At 49.9% G+C, this 16937-nt stretch carries 20 protein-coding genes; 17 read left to right on the forward strand and 3 right to left on the reverse strand.

What is annotated here, in order from left to right; all coding sequences use genetic code 11:
• The first annotated feature begins 281 nt into the window (after positions 1–281).
• From fdnG to DRI82_RS07480, 10 genes are all read left to right on the forward strand, one after another.
• Positions 282–3329: a formate dehydrogenase-N subunit alpha gene (gene fdnG / locus DRI82_RS07435; RefSeq protein WP_114192874.1), complete on the forward strand. Its 3048-nt coding sequence runs from the start codon at positions 282–284 to the stop codon at positions 3327–3329.
• A gap of 12 nt (positions 3330–3341) precedes the next feature.
• Positions 3342–4244 carry a formate dehydrogenase subunit beta gene (gene fdxH / locus DRI82_RS07440; protein WP_114192875.1) on the forward strand — a complete coding sequence of 301 codons (903 nt, stop codon included), beginning with the start codon at positions 3342–3344 and terminating at the stop codon, positions 4242–4244.
• Positions 4241–4936, forward strand: a complete 696-nt coding sequence (fdoI, locus tag DRI82_RS07445) for a formate dehydrogenase cytochrome b556 subunit (RefSeq protein WP_114192876.1) — start codon at positions 4241–4243, stop codon at positions 4934–4936. The genes fdxH and fdoI overlap by 4 nt, the downstream gene beginning before the upstream one ends.
• A 5-nt stretch (positions 4937–4941) precedes the next feature.
• Positions 4942–5871 (forward strand): formate dehydrogenase accessory protein FdhE, encoded by a 930-nt coding sequence (gene fdhE / locus DRI82_RS07450; protein WP_114192877.1) that lies wholly within the window; start codon positions 4942–4944, stop codon positions 5869–5871.
• A 421-nt stretch (positions 5872–6292) separates the two neighbouring features.
• Complete coding sequence (locus tag DRI82_RS07460; RefSeq protein ID WP_114192878.1) at positions 6293–6592, forward strand: hypothetical protein; 300 nt, start codon at positions 6293–6295, stop codon at positions 6590–6592.
• Positions 6593–6884: 292 nt separating this feature from the next.
• Positions 6885–7238, forward strand: a complete 354-nt coding sequence (locus DRI82_RS24705; RefSeq protein ID WP_425452628.1) for an S-type pyocin domain-containing protein — start codon at positions 6885–6887, stop codon at positions 7236–7238.
• 63 nt (positions 7239–7301) lie between these two features.
• On the forward strand, positions 7302–7436 hold the full coding sequence (locus DRI82_RS24710; protein ID WP_425452634.1) for a hypothetical protein: 135 nt from the start codon (positions 7302–7304) through the stop codon (positions 7434–7436).
• A 19-nt stretch (positions 7437–7455) separates the two neighbouring features.
• Positions 7456–7551, forward strand: a complete 96-nt coding sequence (locus DRI82_RS24715; protein WP_425452635.1) for a hypothetical protein — start codon at positions 7456–7458, stop codon at positions 7549–7551.
• Between the two features lies 1 nt (position 7552).
• On the forward strand, positions 7553–7819 hold the full coding sequence (locus tag DRI82_RS07475; protein WP_114192880.1) for a bacteriocin immunity protein: 267 nt from the start codon (positions 7553–7555) through the stop codon (positions 7817–7819).
• Positions 7820–7899: 80 nt separating this feature from the next.
• Positions 7900–8202, forward strand: a complete 303-nt coding sequence (locus DRI82_RS07480; RefSeq protein ID WP_114192881.1) for a hypothetical protein — start codon at positions 7900–7902, stop codon at positions 8200–8202.
• Between the two features lie 410 nt (positions 8203–8612).
• On the opposite strand, the gene DRI82_RS07485 is transcribed toward DRI82_RS07480, so the two are convergent.
• Both DRI82_RS07485 and DRI82_RS07490 read right to left on the reverse strand, forming a co-directional pair.
• Positions 8613–9917 carry a PQQ-dependent sugar dehydrogenase gene (locus tag DRI82_RS07485; RefSeq protein WP_114192882.1) on the reverse strand — a complete coding sequence of 435 codons (1305 nt, stop codon included), beginning with the start codon at positions 9915–9917 and terminating at the stop codon, positions 8613–8615.
• A 12-nt stretch (positions 9918–9929) separates the two neighbouring features.
• The gene (locus tag DRI82_RS07490) at positions 9930–10355 is read right to left on the reverse strand and encodes a DUF2231 domain-containing protein (protein WP_114192883.1); all 426 of its coding nucleotides are present in this window, start codon (positions 10353–10355) and stop codon (positions 9930–9932) included.
• A 346-nt stretch (positions 10356–10701) separates the two neighbouring features.
• Here DRI82_RS07490 and DRI82_RS07495 point away from each other — a divergent pair, with 346 nt between their 5' ends.
• The 7 genes from DRI82_RS07495 to exaC all read left to right on the forward strand — a co-directional run bounded on the left by DRI82_RS07495 (position 10702) and on the right by exaC (position 15565).
• A complete protein-coding gene (locus tag DRI82_RS07495) occupies positions 10702–10974 on the forward strand; it encodes a colicin immunity domain-containing protein (RefSeq protein ID WP_114192884.1) in 273 nt (90 codons plus the stop codon).
• A gap of 176 nt (positions 10975–11150) precedes the next feature.
• Positions 11151–11930: an ATP-grasp domain-containing protein gene (locus DRI82_RS07500; RefSeq protein WP_114192885.1), complete on the forward strand. Its 780-nt coding sequence runs from the start codon at positions 11151–11153 to the stop codon at positions 11928–11930.
• Positions 11863–12171 carry a colicin D domain-containing protein gene (locus DRI82_RS07505; protein ID WP_114192886.1) on the forward strand — a complete coding sequence of 103 codons (309 nt, stop codon included), beginning with the start codon at positions 11863–11865 and terminating at the stop codon, positions 12169–12171. Before DRI82_RS07500 ends, DRI82_RS07505 begins: the two co-directional genes overlap by 68 nt.
• Complete coding sequence (locus DRI82_RS07510) at positions 12168–12323, forward strand: colicin immunity domain-containing protein (protein ID WP_114192887.1); 156 nt, start codon at positions 12168–12170, stop codon at positions 12321–12323. Before DRI82_RS07505 ends, DRI82_RS07510 begins: the two co-directional genes overlap by 4 nt.
• 90 nt (positions 12324–12413) lie before the next feature.
• Complete coding sequence (locus DRI82_RS07515) at positions 12414–13058, forward strand: DcrB-related protein (RefSeq protein ID WP_114192888.1); 645 nt, start codon at positions 12414–12416, stop codon at positions 13056–13058.
• A gap of 93 nt (positions 13059–13151) precedes the next feature.
• Positions 13152–13757: a glutathione S-transferase gene (locus DRI82_RS07520; protein ID WP_114192889.1), complete on the forward strand. Its 606-nt coding sequence runs from the start codon at positions 13152–13154 to the stop codon at positions 13755–13757.
• Between the two features lie 269 nt (positions 13758–14026).
• Positions 14027–15565, forward strand: a complete 1539-nt coding sequence (gene exaC, locus DRI82_RS07525) for an acetaldehyde dehydrogenase ExaC (protein ID WP_114192890.1) — start codon at positions 14027–14029, stop codon at positions 15563–15565.
• Between the two features lie 35 nt (positions 15566–15600).
• Here exaC and DRI82_RS07530 read toward each other — a convergent pair whose 3' ends face one another.
• Entirely contained in the window at positions 15601–16845 is a 1245-nt protein-coding gene (locus DRI82_RS07530) for an MFS transporter (RefSeq protein WP_114192891.1), read from the reverse strand.
• Positions 16846–16937: the final 92 nt, after the last annotated feature.

A 16937-nucleotide genomic window follows, 5' to 3' on the forward strand; every position in this document is an offset into this window, starting at 1 on the left:
AAAAAATATTTTTTGCCAACGAGCGGCACCATTCTCCCGTCCCTGCCTTTCGCTGCGAGCAAGCTCACAGTTTTACACGGTGTTGTTCACTTATAGGCTACCAACATTTAACAACCTTAAAAACATTATGGTATTATATCACTTACAAAAATAAGGACTTTTAACCCTGGGAAAAGGGTGGTTAAGCGGTTTACCCCACCGTATCAAGAATGACGAAGGGGCAAGGTTAATTGTTGATTTTAAGAGCAATAATGTCGAATTACACCATAAGGAGATACCCGATGCAGGTCAGCAGAAGACAGTTCTTCAAGATCTGTGCTGGCGGTATGGCGGGGACTACGGCAGCAGCACTCGGCTTTACGCCGTCAGTGGCGATGGCTGAGACACGTCAATACAAGCTATTGCGTTCACGCGAAACCCGGAATAACTGCACTTACTGTTCCGTCGGCTGTGGCATTTTGATCTACAGTTTGGGCGATGGTGCGAAGAATGTTACCGAAAGTATTTTCCACATTGAAGGTGATCCAGACCATCCGGTCAGCCGGGGTTCACTCTGCCCGAAAGGCGCAGGCGTGCTGGATTATATCCACAGTGAAAACCGTCTGAAATTCCCCGAATACCGGGCACCGGGCTCGGACAAATGGCAGCGCATGAGTTGGGATGAGGCGGTTGAACGCATTGCCCGCCTGATGAAAGACGACCGTGACGCCAACTTTGTTGAGAAAAATGAAGCCAATGTCACCGTCAACCGCTGGCTGACGACCGGTATGCTCTGCTCATCTGCCGCGAGCAACGAAACCGGGATTCTGGACCAGAAATTTGCCCGTGCCCTTGGCATGCTGGCTATCGATTGCCAGGCTCGCCTGTGCCATGGCCCAACCGTTGCTGCACTGGCGCCGTCCTTTGGCCGTGGGGCAATGACCAATAACTGGGTCGATATCAAAAACGCCAACGTTATCCTGATTATGGGTGGCAATGCCGCCGAAGCGCATCCGGTAGGCTTCAAATGGGTTATCGAAGCCAAAACGCAGAACAATGCCAAAGTCATCGTCGTGGATCCGCGTTTTAACCGCAGTGCGGCCGTGGCAGACATCTACTCCCCTATTCGCGCCGGTTCTGATACCGCATTCCTGCTGGGTGTTGTTAACTATCTAATTATCAACAACAAAACCCACTCTGAATACGTTAAGGAATATACCAACGCCAGCCTGCTGGTACGGGATGATTTCGAATTCAATGACGGTTTGTTCAGCGGTTTTGACGCCGCAACCAAAACTTACGACAGAACCTCATGGCAGTACCAATTGGATGAAAACGGTTTCGCCAAGCGCGACATGAGCCTGACCCATCCACGTTGCGTGTGGAATCTGCTCAAGCAACACGTTTCACGTTACACGCCGGAGTTGGTTGAAAACCTGTGCGGCACCTCGAAAGAGGATTTCCTGCTGATCAGCGGTTTGCTGGCTGAAACCTGTGTATCCGACAAAACGGCGACCATCCTGTACGCACTGGGCTGGACCCACCATACCGGCGGTGCCCAGACTATCCGCTGTGCGGCCATGATCCAGTTGTTGCTGGGCAATATCGGTATGGCGGGCGGCGGTGTGAACGCACTGCGCGGCCACTCGAATATTCAGGGTTATACCGATTTGGGGCTGTTGTCGCTGAATTTGCCGGGTTATATGGGACTGCCTTCGGAGAAACAGACTTCGCTGGCGATGTACCTTGAGCAAACCACCCCGAAAGCGCTGCTGAAAGATCAGGTCAACTTCTGGAAAAACACGCCAAACTTCTTTATCAGTATGATGAAGAGCTTCTACGGCGAGCATGCGCAGGCAGAAAACGACTGGGGATTTGACTGGTTGCCGAAGTGGGACAAAAGCTACGACGTCATGAAGCAGGCCGACCTGATGACCCAGGGCAAAATGAACGGTTACATCGTTCAGGGCTTCAATCCGCTGGCGGCATTCCCGGATAAAAACAAATCTTCCCGTGCGCTCTCCCGCCTGAAATATATGGTGGTGATTGACCCGCTGGTGACGGAGTCGTCCAACTTCTGGCAAAACCACGGTGAGATGAATGACATCGATCCGACCAAAATCCAGACCGAGGTATTCCGCCTGCCTTCCTCCTGCTTTGCTGAGGAAAATGGGTCTATTGCCAACTCAGGCCGTTGGTTGCAATGGCACTGGCACGCTGCCGAGCCGCCGGGTGAGGCGCTGCATGACGGTAAAATCCTGGCGCGTATCTTCCTGCGTCTGCGTGAGTTGTATCGTGAGGAAGGCGGTGCCAATCCTGAGCCATTGCTGAATATGTCCTGGGATTACCAGGACCCGCTGGATCCGACGGCGGAAGAAGTGGCGCGCGAAGGTAATGGTAAAGCGCTGGCTGATATCCTTGACGATAAAGGCAATGTGGTACTGAAAAAAGGCCAGCAACTCACCAGCTTTGCCCAACTGAAAAATGATGGCAGTACCGCCAGTTTCTGCTGGGTCTACACCGGCAGTTGGACAGAGCAGGGCAACCAGATGGCGCGGCGCGATAACGCCGATCCATCGGGACTCGGTTGTACCTCGGGCTGGGCATGGGCATGGCCGTTGAACCGCCGCATTCTGTACAACCGCGCGTCAGTCGATCCGCAGGGGCAACCCTGGGACCCTAAACGTGAAATCATCCGCTGGGATGGCACAAAATGGGGTGGCGTAGACGTCGCTGATTACAGTCAGGCGGCACCGGGCTCAGGTGTCGGACCGTTCATCATGCAGCAGGAAGGCATGGGCCGGTTGTTCTCTCTGGACAAAATGGCCGATGGTCCGTTCCCTGAACACTACGAACCAATCGAAACGCCGATTGGCACCAACCCGTTGCACCCGAACGTGGTGTCGAATCCTGTCGCGCGTATTTTTGCCGACGATCTGGCCAATATGGGTCATGCCGACGAGTTCCCGTATGTCGCCACGACCTACTCGATCACCGAATTGTTCCGCCACTGGACGAAACATGCGCGCCTGAACGCCATTGTGCAGCCAGAGCAGTTCATTGAAATCGGTGAGGCGCTGGCCGCAGAGAAAGGCATCCGTGCTGGCGACAGCGTGAAGATTTCCTCGAAGCGTGGATTTATCAAAGCCAAGGCGGTGGTCACCAAGCGCATCAAACCGTTGATGATTAACGGCAAGATCGTCGAAACCATCGGTATTCCTTGCCATTGGGGCTTCGAAGGGGCGACACGCAAAGGCTTCCTGGCCAATACGCTGACGCCATCAGTGGGTGATGCAAATTCACAAACGCCGGAATACAAGGCATTCCTGGTTAACGTGGAAAAGGTGTAACGGAGACGAATTATGGCTATGCAATCTCAGGACATTATCCGTAAATCCGCCACCAACTCCTTAACGCCTGCGCCGCGCGTACGCGATCACCAGGAAGAAGTGGCCAAATTGATTGATGTGACAACCTGTATTGGCTGTAAAGCCTGTCAGGTTGCCTGTTCCGAATGGAACGACATTCGTGATGAAGTCGGATTCAACGTCGGGGTGTATGACAATCCGACCGATCTGTCGGCGAAATCATGGACCGTCATGCGTTTTTCCGAAGTGGAAGAGCACGGCAAGTTGGAATGGTTGATCCGTAAGGATGGCTGTATGCACTGCGCCGATCCGGGTTGCCTGAAGGCGTGCCCGGCAGAAGGCGCAATCATTCAGTACGCCAATGGTATCGTTGATTTTCAGTCTGAGCACTGTATTGGTTGCGGCTATTGTATCGCTGGCTGCCCGTTTAACGTGCCGAGAATCAACAAAGAAGACAACCGCGCGTACAAATGTACCTTGTGTGTTGATCGTGTCACCGTGGGTCAGGAGCCTGCGTGTGTCAAAACCTGCCCGACGGGTGCGATTCACTTTGGCAGCAAAGAGTCGATGAAAACGCTGGCGGCAGAGCGGGTCACCGAGCTGAACAGCCGTGGTTTCCAGAATGCGGGGCTCTACGATCCGGCTGGCGTTGGCGGCACACACGTAATGTACGTGCTGCATCATGCGGATAAGCCGCAGCTTTATCACGGTTTACCGGAGAATCCAACCATCAGTCCGGCGGTGACTTTCTGGAAGGGTATCTGGAAGCCACTGGCCGCAGTAGGTTTTGCCGCGACGTTTGCAGCGAGTATCTTCCACTACGTCGGCGTAGGGCCGAACCGCGTAGACGAAGAGGAAGAAAAAGAGGAACAGCACGATGAGGAGACGCGTAAATGAGTGAGAAACGCATTCAACGCTACAGCGCACCAGAACGGATTAACCATTGGATAGTGGCGATCTGTTTTATCGGTGCGGCGCTCAGCGGATTGGGCTTCTTTTTCCCGTCGTTTAACTGGCTGATGAACATTTTTGGTACCCCGCAACTGGCGCGAATTCTTCATCCGTTTGTGGGTGTGGTGATGTTTGTTGCTTTCTTGCTGATGTTTTTCCGCTATTGGAAACATAACCTAATCAACCGTGAAGACATTTTATGGGCAAAAAACATCCATAAAATTGCCATGAACGAGGAAGTTGGTGATACCGGGCGCTATAATTTCGGTCAGAAATGCGTTTTCTGGGCAGCAATCATCAGCTTGCTTTTGTTGCTGGTCAGCGGCGTGGTAATTTGGCGGCCCTGGTTCGCTGGTTACTTCCCCATCCCCTTGATACGGCTGGCACTGGTAGTGCATTCGTTGGCTGCAGTGGGATTGATTCTCGTGATCATGGTGCACGTTTATGCCGCGTTGTGGGTAAAAGGCACGATCACTGCGATGGTGGAAGGCTGGGTTCCGGCGGCGTGGGCGAAGAAACATCACCCGCGTTGGTATCGGGAACTACGTCAGGGCGAATCGAACAGACGGCAGGGCCAATCCGCCGAGGCAAAGGCAACAGCCGGTAACACTCGCACCTCAGACACAACGGGAAAATAGACCCAATGAGTATTCGCATCGTTCCTGAACTTCAATCAGGAAACCAGCGCGAAAAGTCAGCAGCGGCGGAACCTATTCCGCCGCTGCTTTTCGCCAACCTGAAAAGTCTTTATCTGCGCCGCGCCGAGCGTTTGCGTCAGTTGGCTGCCGATAATCCGCTGAGTGATTATCTCGATTTTGCTGCCAGCATGGCGACGGCGCAGCATCAGGTGCTGTATGACAATCCGCTGACGCTGGATTTGAGTGAGGCATTGCAGAAATCGGGAGATACCGGGGCACCCCCGCTGGATCTCAATACCTGGCCGCGCAGCGATCACTGGCTACGCCTGCTCACTGCATTGATCGCTGAACTGCGTCCGGAAATGCCGACCCATATTATTGCCGTTCTGGATAATCTGGAGAAATCGTCAGTTCATGAATTGGAAAGTGATGCCGACGCCCTGTTAAACCGCGATTTCAGTCTGGTCAGCAATGAAAAGGCACCGTTCATTTGGGCGGCCCTGTCGCTTTACTGGACGCAGATGGCCAGTTTGATCCCTGGCAAGGCGCGTGCCGAGTACGGCGAACACCGGCAGTTCTGCCCGGTGTGTGGCAGCATCCCGGTATCGAGTGTGGTACAGATTGGATCCGCTCAAGGGTTGCGCTATCTGCACTGTAATCTCTGCGAAAGTGAGTGGCACGTGGTCAGGGTAAAATGCAGTAATTGCGAACAGAGCCGCGATCTCAATTACTGGTCTTTGGAAACAGAACGTTCAGCGGTGAAAGCCGAGAGCTGTGGCGACTGTGGGACTTACCTGAAAATCCTCTATCAGGAAAAAGATCCGCAGGTTGAAGCCGTGGCGGACGATTTGGCGTCGCTGATTCTGGATGCCAAAATGGAAGATGAGGGCTTCGCCCGCAGCAGCATCAATCCTTTCCTGTTCCCCAGCGAATAAGCTCTTTTTGCGCCGGGCTCAACGCCCGGCGCACTATTAACCTCAATGTGCATTCATAGATTCCGTTTTCCAAGCAGCCCCCTCCTACTTGTCGAACATTTAAATTATTAAAAATATTAGTGAAAAGGAATATAAGGAACTAGCCGATGCCGCCGAGGGGCAGACGCTTGATGCTGTGCTGTGCTACTCCGTCCCTAAAAATGTTCCTGATGGCTTTAGTTTTTTGATGAGCGCTGCCCGGAGGGGCGGTATGGATTCTACAAAATGGTTTCCTTGAGTGGACATAACCGTTGAACAATAAAGTGTGGCAAAACGGCAAGCCGGGCTTTAAGCAAGGGTAACAATCCGCTGTAGTTAAAGAATCACAGGGAGTTATTCACTCACACCCGATATCAGAGCAAAGAGTTAAGGAGCTTATGAAATGAATATCAGCCGTACAGCAATTGATTTCAAAGGTGGGAGAATCACTGATGACACCTTATATATCACTGACTTTGACGATCCTACAAGCTACATTGACCTAGATGTATTACTAGTGGAATATGCCAATGACTATGTAGTAGATGTATCCTTTCATGAAGGCGCTAATAACTTAAGCGTTAACGTTATATATGGAAGTGATTGGGAACATCGAGTTTATAGAAAAGTCATAGAGCGTCATGATGTTGCTGGGTTAATATCATCAATTAAAGAAGCTATTGATATCGCAGTTAAAGGATAGTAAAAGGCCACTCCTTAGTAGCGGACCCAAGGGTAAGTAATCCATGCCCAACAAACAAATATTTGTTGGGCATTTTCGTTGGTGGTCAGTTTTTATTTGTAACTCTCCATATTATCAGTCACCCAAGCGGAGTTGTTCGGGCTGTTGCAAACGGCCTATGATAAATTCAAGCAAGCCAACAATATCTTCAACATCAGTGTTGCAAAAACGGGAGTGACGATAGATTCCGTTTTCCAGGCAACCCCAGAACGTCAGGCTGTACAAAACGGGCGTAGCCGGTGTTCCTGCCAACGTGCCAGTATTAAGGGCAGTACGCGATGAGAAAACCGGGCTGGATAAAATCACGCTTCCGGCAGTGGCGGGGGTTCCTTCGCGCACCATCCTGATTAACCCGGTTCCGGTCGGGCCGACTGCACCCGCGAATACCGGTAACAGCAAACCCGCCCCCGTTACGCCGGTGCATACTGGGACGACAATAAAGCAGGCGGACAGTATCGTCACCACCACTTTCCCGGCAGATGAGCTCCAGGGATTGCAGGATTTCATCTATTGGCAGCCTGATGCAGAGGAAACCGGTGTTGAACCGATCTATGTGATGCTGAGTGGTCCCCGCAATCTGCCGGGCAAGGCTACCGGGAAAGGTTAACCTGTTGGTGAAGGTTGACTGAATAACACAGGTCAGGATCGGGGAGCGCCGATCCTGAGTCAAATTGCAGATAAACTTCGCGGGTGGGAGTTTAATAACTTTAGAGAACTCAGAGAGGCGTTCTGGTTAGAAGTGGCTAAAGATCCTGAGTTAGCTAAACAGTTTAATTCGGGGAAGAAGTGGGCGAGAGAAATTTGAACTACACCATGTTAAACTAATTAGTGAAGATGGACCTGTTTATGATGTTGATAATCTACGTGTATTGACACCAAAGCGGTATATTGAGATTCATTCTAAGAGTGGTGAGAAATAACATGAACGCTAAAATTATTTCAGATTATTCAGAATATGAGTTTTTGGATTTTGTAACGAATATATACCATGCGAATAAATCAGTTTATCCTACTGAAGAGGCACATGCCGCTGCCGTGAGAGAGTTTGTTCGTTTAATCGAACACCCGAGCGGTAATGGACTGCTCTATTATCCAAATAATAGTAGAGAGGATAGTCCTGAGGGAATAGTAAAAGAAGTCAAAGAATGGCACGCTAAAAACGGCAAGCCGGGCTTTAAGCAAGGGTAACGATCCGTTGTCGTTAAAGAATCACAGGGGGTTATTCATTCCCACCCAATATCGGAAGACAAAGCTAAGGAATACATGAAATGAACATCTATCGTAACGAAATTGATGTCAAAGGTGGGAAAATAACTGATGACACGTTGTTTATTACTGATTTTAATGGCCCGGTAGGCTATATTGATGAAGATATTCTATTAGTGGAATATGAAAATGACTTTATTGTAGACATCTCCTACCATGAGAGCAGGAACGACTTAAGCGTTAACGTAATATTTGAAAGTGACTGGGAACACCCTGTTTATACAAAAAGCATAGGCCTTCTTGATAAAGCTGGATTGTTAGCATCACTTAAAGAAGCTATTGATATCGCAGTTAAAGGTAAATAAAAAACCGCTGCTAAATAACCTTCCAATTAATAGACTTTTCATACCCAACAAACAAATATTTGTTGGGTATTTTCGTTGGTGGTCAGTTTTTATTTGTAACTCTCCATATTATCAGCCACGCAAGCGGAGTTGTTCTGGCTGTTGAAAACGGCCTATATTTGGTGGTAGACTTACACACTACGATAAGTAAATGTCCGGCGGATATCAAATTCAATAACAGCATAAATTTAAAAAAATGTGTAATAAGGCACATATGCCTTTATTGGGCCGTGTTTAGAGCTATGTGTGAAATGGCGATCTCCTTGCCGCTAACAGGAAAGATAACGTCAAGCAACCAATCGGATATGTGCCAGAAAGGGGAGGAAAAACACCGGTTTTTGGTTTCCGGCGTTTTATTGTCTATATACGGATTATTGCGCCGCGCTGATACGCCAGATGCTATTACCGGCATCGTCGGCAATCAGTACACCGCCTTGCTTATCCATCGCCAGCCCGACCGGCAAACCTCGAACCTGTTTCTGATCGTCGGTCAGAAAACCGGTGACTACAGGTGTTGGTAACCCAACCGGCTGGCCGTTTTCAAATTTCACCCACATCACCTGGTAACCATTAAGGGGTTTTCGGTTCCAGCTACCGTGTTCACTGACAAATGCACCGTCTCGATATTGCGGCATATTATCGCCGGTATAAAATAAAAGCCCCAGCGGTGCGACGTGCGAACTGATGGCGTAATCTGGCTTAATGGCTTTCTCAACCAGGTCTGGACGCGGCGGTTTGACTCGTTCATCAACATGCTGGCCATAGTAACTGTAGGGCCAACCGTAAAAACCTTTCTCCTGCACGGATGTCATATAGTCCGGCACAAGATCGGAGCCAATCTCTTCTCGTTCGTTTACCACCGCCCAGAGTTTACCGCTTTTAGGTTCCCATTGCAGACCCGTCGGATTTCGTAATCCATTTGCATAAATGCGGCTCGCCCCGCTGGCGGCATCAACTTCCAGTACAGCGGCGCGGCGGTCTTCTGCGCCAATCCCGTTCTCGGTAATGTTGCTGTTGGAACCGACACCGACATACAGCTTACTGCCATCCGGGCTTGCCAGCAGGGATTTTGTCCAGTGATGATTAATCGGGCCACCGGGTAGTTCCGTGACAATATCACCTGGCGTGCGGATTTCCGTTTGCCCTTCCTGATATGAGAATTTCACCAGGCTATCGGCATTGGCGACCCACAATGTGTTGCCAATCAGCTGCATCCCGAAGGGGGAATTCAGGTGCTCAATGAAAATGTGTTTCTGCCATTTACCGTCCACATTGCGCAGTAACGTGATGCGATTGCCACCCTCGCCGCCTTTACCGGAAGATTTTTGCACCATGCCCATAATGATGTCTTTAGGACGCGACGCCGCCTTTTTTGCCGGCCCATTTGCTTCCGCCACCAGGACATCGTTATTGGGGAGCACATAGAGCTGGCGCGGATGTTTAAGGCCCTCAGCAATTTTTTCTATCTTCAGCCCGTCGGCGACCTTTGGCATTTCGTCCTTTTTCCAGGCGGTGGCTTTGGGGACCTGCATCGGTGGCAGCAAGAAATTTTGCGCGCTCGGGAGTTCCGGATTGGCTCCCATTTGTTTTTGGGGATCTATTTGAGCAGTGTCATCACAACTGCTCAGCAAAGTTGCGAGGGCGATAGCCAGTAACGTGCGTTTAAAAATATTCATGCTGGTTTCTCCTTATGCTGTGCGTTCACGCAATGCGAGTTGAACATTACCCAGCAGCAACAGAACCACTACCAAAGTTGAGAGAATGACACCCATCGGTACCACGGCATAAGCATCGCGGCTATGGATAAAAGCATTAAAAATAGCCAGCACGATGGCAATCAGACTCAGCCAAAAATGGATTTTTATCGGTGAGCTTTGAGGATACCCTGGCCCCGTCCAGACCAGCACCAGATTGATAACTCTGGGAATAATGGCGATTAATAACCCAATGACAATCAGCCAGTTGGCCGCGTCGTTCCACATCTGAATAAAGGTCTTCATATACAGAATATCGAAGATCCAGGCGGCGACAAAAAAACCGAGAGGAATGGGATTGAGCAGTTCGTACAGCGCCACGACGAATGCCGGGCGCCCTGTAGCAAGATGCATTTGCATTTCTGTCTCCTGTGTTCTTGCAGACTGGTTGCGTTAAACATGCGCATATCAGTTCGTTTACGTACCTGTAAGAGATTAGTAAACCTGAAGAAGAGTGACGGGTTAATGCGACAAAACCATTACCAGATAGTTTTGAATCGAGAGGGCGTGGGTAAAATGACACGAAGAAATATAGTGAAACACTCACTAAATCCCGCGATGCTATAGAGGTGCATCTGGCTGACATAAAGACCGTTGCGAAACGTATTTATCTCTATGAAAAAGATTCTAAAGTTTACCTCTCTGGATGGCATCTAACTCCAGGAACATCGCAATATGATGTGTATATAAATACGAGGAATCTGAAATGAGTATGGCATTAATAGATTTAACAAAGAAGTTAGTACTATCGCAAATATCAGCCGAAGAGTTTGAGGTTCAATTCTTTAGGTTATGGAAAATTGAAGGCGATGCAGGTTTACTAGCGAAAGATAGTAAAGAAATTAGTGAGTGCTTGTATGTGGTTTTTGATCTCGCTGAGCGTTATACATCTCACCCAGATCGTAAAGCCTATGAACTTGATAGTGAGTCTTTGAAGAAAGAAGCTAAGTTAGCTTTAGGGAATTTCAAATTTCTCTAATAGCCGATTGGTTTAAGCTAATTACCACATGAGGAAGAATACACGTTCCCTTCGAGCGATCTACTATTTGGAACAGCTAATTAGACGGTGAGCAGCCAGCGGATAAGAGCATACTGCGTGCCGACAAATACAGTGATAGTATCAGCGAAGGGTTTTATTATTTTGAGGTGTTATAAATGCAGATTATTTATCCCGATGATTTCTCAAATCAGGCCAGGCCGGATGAAATATTTGAGCAGGAGTATCTTTGTGCCCAACAAAACAGGATACATTGCCTGTTACTCAACTCAGAGGCTGCCGCGATGGGTAAGTATAAATTCTCAGGGGTCTTTGAACCCGACATCCCCGTTATCTGGCGCGGATGGATGTTGAATGTGGATGAATATCGCCTGTTGCACCAAGCAGTGACTGGGCGCGGTGGGAAGATGCTTGAATCCGTTGAGGACTATATTGGGAATCACCACATAACAGGTTGGTATGAGCGCTGTAAGGCGTATACGCCGGAAACTGTTATAACAACGCCTGATGCGGATTTTGAGGCACTGACCAGCCAACTTCAGTGGCCGGCTTATTTTGTTAAGGATTACGTCAAGTCTTTGACGACTTCCAGGGGGTCTGTGGCTAAGGATGCAGGGGAAATTCGTGAGGTGATCAGACTGATTGAGCACTACCGGGGGAATATTGAAGGCGGAGTTAGCCTGAGACGTTTTGAGAGCTTAGTTAAAGACAGTGAGCGCAGGTACTTTGTGCTTAACGGGCGGGTGTTTTCTGCTGACGATCGCGTTCCTGAGTTGGTTAGTGAAATAGCTCGGCGTGTGGATACGCCGTTTTACTCGATTGATGTTGCTGAGAACTCGGCGGGGGAATTGCGTCTGATTGAGATTGGGGATGGGCAGGTTTCTGATATTAAGGAATGGGGGGTTGAGAGATTCGTCAGTGTATTTCGTGTGCAATGATACGAAGAAAAATCGTCAAACGCTCACTAAATTCCGCGATGCTACAGAGGTGCACTTACAGGGTAAAGGGACTGTGGAAAAGGGCACCTATTTGTTGGTTAAGGATTCCACGGTATTTTTTAATTCCAAAAAAAATAATGTAGTTATTATTCGCAAGGACGGTTCATTTATTCCTGGATGGGAATTAGATGTAAACAGTCAGCAATATAAAAACCACATGGAAAAAGGAATGCTGAGATGAGTAAAAAATTAACTGATTTTGCGAGAAGATTTGTCGACTCAAGTTTTGACGCAAACAAATTTGCTGAGCCATATATCTTAATGTGGAAAGAAGAGCGAGATACAGGTAAACAATGGCGCTCCTCGGGCTGTATCGACCCGACTGGCGGGTAGAGGCGAATTGCTCAAGTGAGGACGGCTGGTAAAAAAGGGGGCGGGTTGCTAGGGTTACAGAGTCTCAAATGACATAAAGGAACAAGAAAAATGTTAAAAAGCGCCATGAAATTTACCGCTGTGCTGGTTCTCGCTGGCGGCCTGATGGCCTGCGACAACAAGCCGGACAGTAACCCAGAACCCACGCCGCCACCGGGGAAACCGACGGTTGAACAGCAAGCGGCACCTGCGCAGAAAGCGCAACAGGTCGCGCCTGCGGGCGGGATCAGGGTCGCATTGCTGCAAGATAAAATGAGTTTCCATTTGCCCGAAGGGTTCAGCGATCAATCACAACAAACTGGCGTGAAAAATACGCCTGAGTCTGTAACTCAGCTGTTTATTGATGTGAACAGCCGTCAGTTGGTCGTCACCTCGGAAGTGATCCCGCCGTCGAGTGAACTGCTGGATAATAGCGACGCGAGTTATCAGGGTTTGTCGAAAGGTTTAATGTCCGGGCTGAGCAATCAGTATGAAAACATCCAGAAAACGAATGAGAATTCCTTAACGCTTGATGGGCAACGTTTTGAGCGCCTGGATACGATACAGAGCGTGAAAGGACAGAAAGTGGTCGCAGCGACGCTGTTTACCATCCAAAATAAAAAGGTCGTTACGTTGCAAATTGTCACCCCAGCCGATCGCGAAGACGATCACAATAAGCTGGTACAGAACATTATCGACACGCTGAAAGTGAGCTAATCTTCTTAGGGGTTTGCTGCGCTTAACCGTGGTAAATCCCGACAGAATGCAGGATTGCACGCGCCTTTAACCGCGACGAGTGAGGATCGGATTATGAAGCTGATCGGCAGTTATACCAGCCCCTATGTGCGGAAAATCTCGGTGATGCTGTTGGAGAAAGGCATTGATTTCGAATTCGTCAACGATCCGCCATGGGAAGCGGACAGCCGCGTTCCACAGGTTAACCCGCTGGGGAAGGTTCCCGCCTTGGTAACCGACGACGGCGAAGTGTTTTTCGACTCACCTATTATCGCTCAATATATTGAATTACTGAACGTTTCCCCGAACTTCCTTCCTGTAGATCCCCTTGATGCTTTACGGGTTCGTCAACTGGAGGCGCTGGCCGATGGGGTAACGGATGCCGCCGTGGCGCTGGTATTGGAAACCAAACGAGAGCCCGGTAAGCAAGATGAGCAGTGGATTATTCGTCAGCGGGAAAAGTTGAATCGTGGATTGGATGCGCTGGAAAAACACACCCTAAAGAAGCAGTTTTTGAATGGCAGTGAACTGACGCTCGCGGATATTGCGACGGGCTGCGCGATTGGTTATTTGAATTTCCGCAAAGTGGCTCAGGGTTGGTGTGTGGAGAGGCCCGCATTGATCGCGCTGGCGGAGCGTCTATTCCAACGCCAGAGCTTTGCCAGAACGATGCCCCCTTAAGCTATTCCGCCATAAACCAGGCCACTGATTTTCAGTGTATATCGGTCGCCTCTCTGAGGCGCTTTTCAACCTCCTTTTTGCTGAAAGTCTCAAATCTGTGAGACGTCTCGAAGAGTTACTTTTCTAATCGTCACACTCGTCACCCAGCGTCTACCTTATAACCAAAGATGTTTTCCCAATTTTCGCTTTTACAGAGCTTCAATACCCGAAGTACTGCTGACACACCGGTTGTGGCAGCAGCACACTGATGCAGCGTAAAGGAGAATGAAATGGCTCAGAACACCTCATCCAGTCCAGTAAAACCCGGTGAGTATGGTTTCCCGCTCAAACTAAAAAAACGTTATGACAACTTTATCGGCGGCGAGTGGGTTCCCCCTTCCAACAATGAGTATTACCCCAATCTGACGCCGATCACCGGCGAAGTTTTATGCGAAGTCGCCAGTTCCAACTCACAAGATGTTGATTTGGCTTTGGATGCTGCGCATAAAGCCAAACATGAGTGGGGAAAAATGTCAGTACAACAACGCGCTACCATCCTCAACCGCGTTGCCGATCGTATGGAGCAGAATATTGAGTTATTGGCTGCCGCCGAAACCTGGGATAACGGCAAACCCATTCGTGAAACCAGCGGGGCTGATGTGCCTCTCGCGATCGACCATTTCCGTTATTTTGCCGCCTGTGTACGCGCGCAGGAAGGCGGTATCAGCGAAATCGATTCTGAAACCGTGGCCTACCACTATCACGAACCGTTAGGGGTTGTCGCACAGATTATTCCGTGGAACTTCCCACTTCTGATGGCTTGCTGGAAGATGGCGCCTGCACTGGCTGCGGGTAACTGTATTGTGCTCAAGCCGGCCAAACTCACCCCGCTTTCCATTCTCTTGCTGATGGAGTTGGTGCAAGATCTGCTGCCAGCAGGGGTCATTAACGTGGTGAATGGGGCCGGTGGCGAAATCGGTGAATATCTGGCGACGTCCAAACGCATCGCCAAAGTGGCATTCACCGGTTCAACCGAAGTCGGCCAGCAGATCATGGGATATGCCGCGCAAAACGTAATTCCGGTGACGCTCGAACTTGGCGGCAAATCGCCCAATATCTTCTTTGCCGACGTTATGGACAAAGAGGACTCCTATTTTGATAAAGCGCTCGAAGGTTTTGCCCTGTTTGCGTTCAATCAGGGTGAAGTCTGTACGTGCCCGAGTCGTGCCCTGATTCAGGAGTCGATCTACGAGCGGTTTATGGAACGGGCAATAAAACGTGTGGAGGCGATTCGTACCGGAAACCCTCTGGATTCCAATACGCAAATGGGCGCGCAGGTTTCCGAAGGACAAATGAAGACCATTCTCAACTATATCGAGATCGGTAAAAAAGAGGGGGCGCGGGTACTGACCGGCGGCGGACGTAAGACGCTGGAAGGCGATCTGTCGAAAGGTTACTACCTCGAACCGACCATACTGTTTGGTAAAAACAGTATGCGAGTCTTTCAGGAGGAGATTTTCGGGCCGGTGTTGGCCGTCACGACCTTCAAGGATATGGACGAGGCGCTGGAACTCGCCAATGACTCAGCCTATGGGCTCGGCGCGGGCGTCTGGAGTCGCAACGGCAACATCGCCTACCATATGGGGCGCAACATTCAGGCGGGCAGAGTGTGGACCAACTGTTATCACGCCTATCCGGCACATGCGGCGTTTGGTGGCTACAAGCAGTCCGGCATCGGTCGTGAAACCCATAAAATGATGTTGGAACATTACCAGCAGACCAAGTGCCTGCTGGTCAGTTATTCCGAAAAACCGATGGGGTTGTTCTAACCATCAGGCAGAGCCAGGGAGGGCTCTGCATATCATCATGCGGCAGTCGGGTTGATATTGATGTCGCTGTTTTTGCGCCGCTTTACAAAAATCACCACCAAAGACAACCAGCACAGTCCGCTGATCAGATTTAATAAATTGAACATGCCGCTACCCCCAGCCACATAGGCAAGCTTGGTCAATTCTATGCCCAAGGTGAATACCATCATACTAAGCATACCCATCGCGGCAGAAACCGTACCTTTGCTCACATCGCTGTAAAACAGCGTCAGACGATACAAGCCAGCATTCGCCAACCCAATGCCAAAGGCGTACAGACTCAACCCTGCCGTCATCCATAGATAGGAATGGGTAGAGTAGAGAGTCGAAATAGCGGCCACAAATAACCCGATCATCATGGGAACCGCGCCGATCTTGATCAATCTCTCGACGCTGTTCTTACCGGTCATGCGTGCCAGCGTCAAATTGCCCAGAATCAATGCGCCAAAAACCGGTACTTGCAACAGGCCATAATCGAACGTGCTGAGTTTTTCACCGCTGATCAAAATCACCGGTGATTGCGCGATCCACGCCAGTAAAGGCAGGCTGGCAAAACCAATCGCCAGCGCACCACACAGGAACCGACGGTTGCCTAAAACCAGCTTATAGTCGTGCCACAAACTGGCTGCGGAAAAGGGTTCGCCCCGGCGCGTCGCCGTTTCAGGCATTGCGCGCCACAGCCCAACAAAGGCAATGGCGGCCAGTACGGCAAAGAGGACAAACATCGATTGCCACGGCGCGAACTGGATCAGTGCCGCACCGGCGAGTGGGCCAAGCAGAGGCGCAATCAGGGCCACGTTCGCCATCAGTGCGGTAATTTTTATACACACTGACTCTTCAAAAGATTCCTGTATGGTGGCGTAGCCCACCGCGCCAATAAAGCACAGGCCAATGCCTTGCAAGAAGCGGAGCGCAATGAACTGCTCAATGGTTTGAGTCAGCAGGATTGCCAGACAACTAACGATAAAAAAGGCCACGCCGACCAACATCACCGGGCGACGGCCACGTCGATCCGACAACGGTCCAAGCAGCCATTGTAAAAACATGCCGCCCGCCAGATAGGCCGTCATTGAAGTCGGTACCCACTCTTCACCGGCATTGAATTCGTTAACCACCGTTAACATGCCTGGTTGGATCATGTCGTTACCGATGTAAGTGGCAAATTCGAACAGCACCAGACAAAGGGGAAAGAGCAGCGCCCGCCGCCCCAATAGGGTGGCAGAAGGTAATTTCGTATGCATAGATTAACTTAATGATTATAAAAGATAATAGGGAACTGGCCGGGCGGGGAACGCAAACGGAGGCAGTTAGTACGGCTATTTTGCCGTCAATA

This window comes from Edaphovirga cremea (assembly GCF_003332275.1).
GTDB classification, from domain to species: domain Bacteria; phylum Pseudomonadota; class Gammaproteobacteria; order Enterobacterales; family Enterobacteriaceae; genus Edaphovirga; species Edaphovirga cremea.

Bases quoted from the DNA above. Each gene is read 5' to 3' on its own strand.
- fdnG (WP_114192874.1), top strand. From the start codon at position 282: ATGCAGGTCAGCAGAAGACAGTTCTTCAAGATCTGTGCTGGCGGTATG.
- fdxH (WP_114192875.1), top strand. From the start codon at position 3,342: ATGGCTATGCAATCTCAGGACATTATCCGTAAATCCGCCACCAACTCC.
- fdoI (WP_114192876.1), top strand. From the start codon at position 4,241: ATGAGTGAGAAACGCATTCAACGCTACAGCGCACCAGAACGGATTAAC.
- fdhE (WP_114192877.1), top strand. From the start codon at position 4,942: ATGAGTATTCGCATCGTTCCTGAACTTCAATCAGGAAACCAGCGCGAA.
- DRI82_RS07460 (WP_114192878.1), top strand. From the start codon at position 6,293: ATGAATATCAGCCGTACAGCAATTGATTTCAAAGGTGGGAGAATCACT.
- DRI82_RS07475 (WP_114192880.1), top strand. From the start codon at position 7,553: ATGAACGCTAAAATTATTTCAGATTATTCAGAATATGAGTTTTTGGAT.
- DRI82_RS07480 (WP_114192881.1), top strand. From the start codon at position 7,900: ATGAACATCTATCGTAACGAAATTGATGTCAAAGGTGGGAAAATAACT.
- DRI82_RS07485 (WP_114192882.1), bottom strand. From the start codon at position 9,917: ATGAATATTTTTAAACGCACGTTACTGGCTATCGCCCTCGCAACTTTG.
- DRI82_RS07490 (WP_114192883.1), bottom strand. From the start codon at position 10,355: ATGCAAATGCATCTTGCTACAGGGCGCCCGGCATTCGTCGTGGCGCTG.
- DRI82_RS07495 (WP_114192884.1), top strand. From the start codon at position 10,702: ATGAGTATGGCATTAATAGATTTAACAAAGAAGTTAGTACTATCGCAA.
- DRI82_RS07500 (WP_114192885.1), top strand. From the start codon at position 11,151: ATGCAGATTATTTATCCCGATGATTTCTCAAATCAGGCCAGGCCGGAT.
- DRI82_RS07505 (WP_114192886.1), top strand. From the start codon at position 11,863: ATGGGCAGGTTTCTGATATTAAGGAATGGGGGGTTGAGAGATTCGTCA.
- DRI82_RS07510 (WP_114192887.1), top strand. From the start codon at position 12,168: ATGAGTAAAAAATTAACTGATTTTGCGAGAAGATTTGTCGACTCAAGT.
- DRI82_RS07515 (WP_114192888.1), top strand. From the start codon at position 12,414: ATGTTAAAAAGCGCCATGAAATTTACCGCTGTGCTGGTTCTCGCTGGC.
- DRI82_RS07520 (WP_114192889.1), top strand. From the start codon at position 13,152: ATGAAGCTGATCGGCAGTTATACCAGCCCCTATGTGCGGAAAATCTCG.
- exaC (WP_114192890.1), top strand. From the start codon at position 14,027: ATGGCTCAGAACACCTCATCCAGTCCAGTAAAACCCGGTGAGTATGGT.
- DRI82_RS07530 (WP_114192891.1), bottom strand. From the start codon at position 16,845: ATGCATACGAAATTACCTTCTGCCACCCTATTGGGGCGGCGGGCGCTG.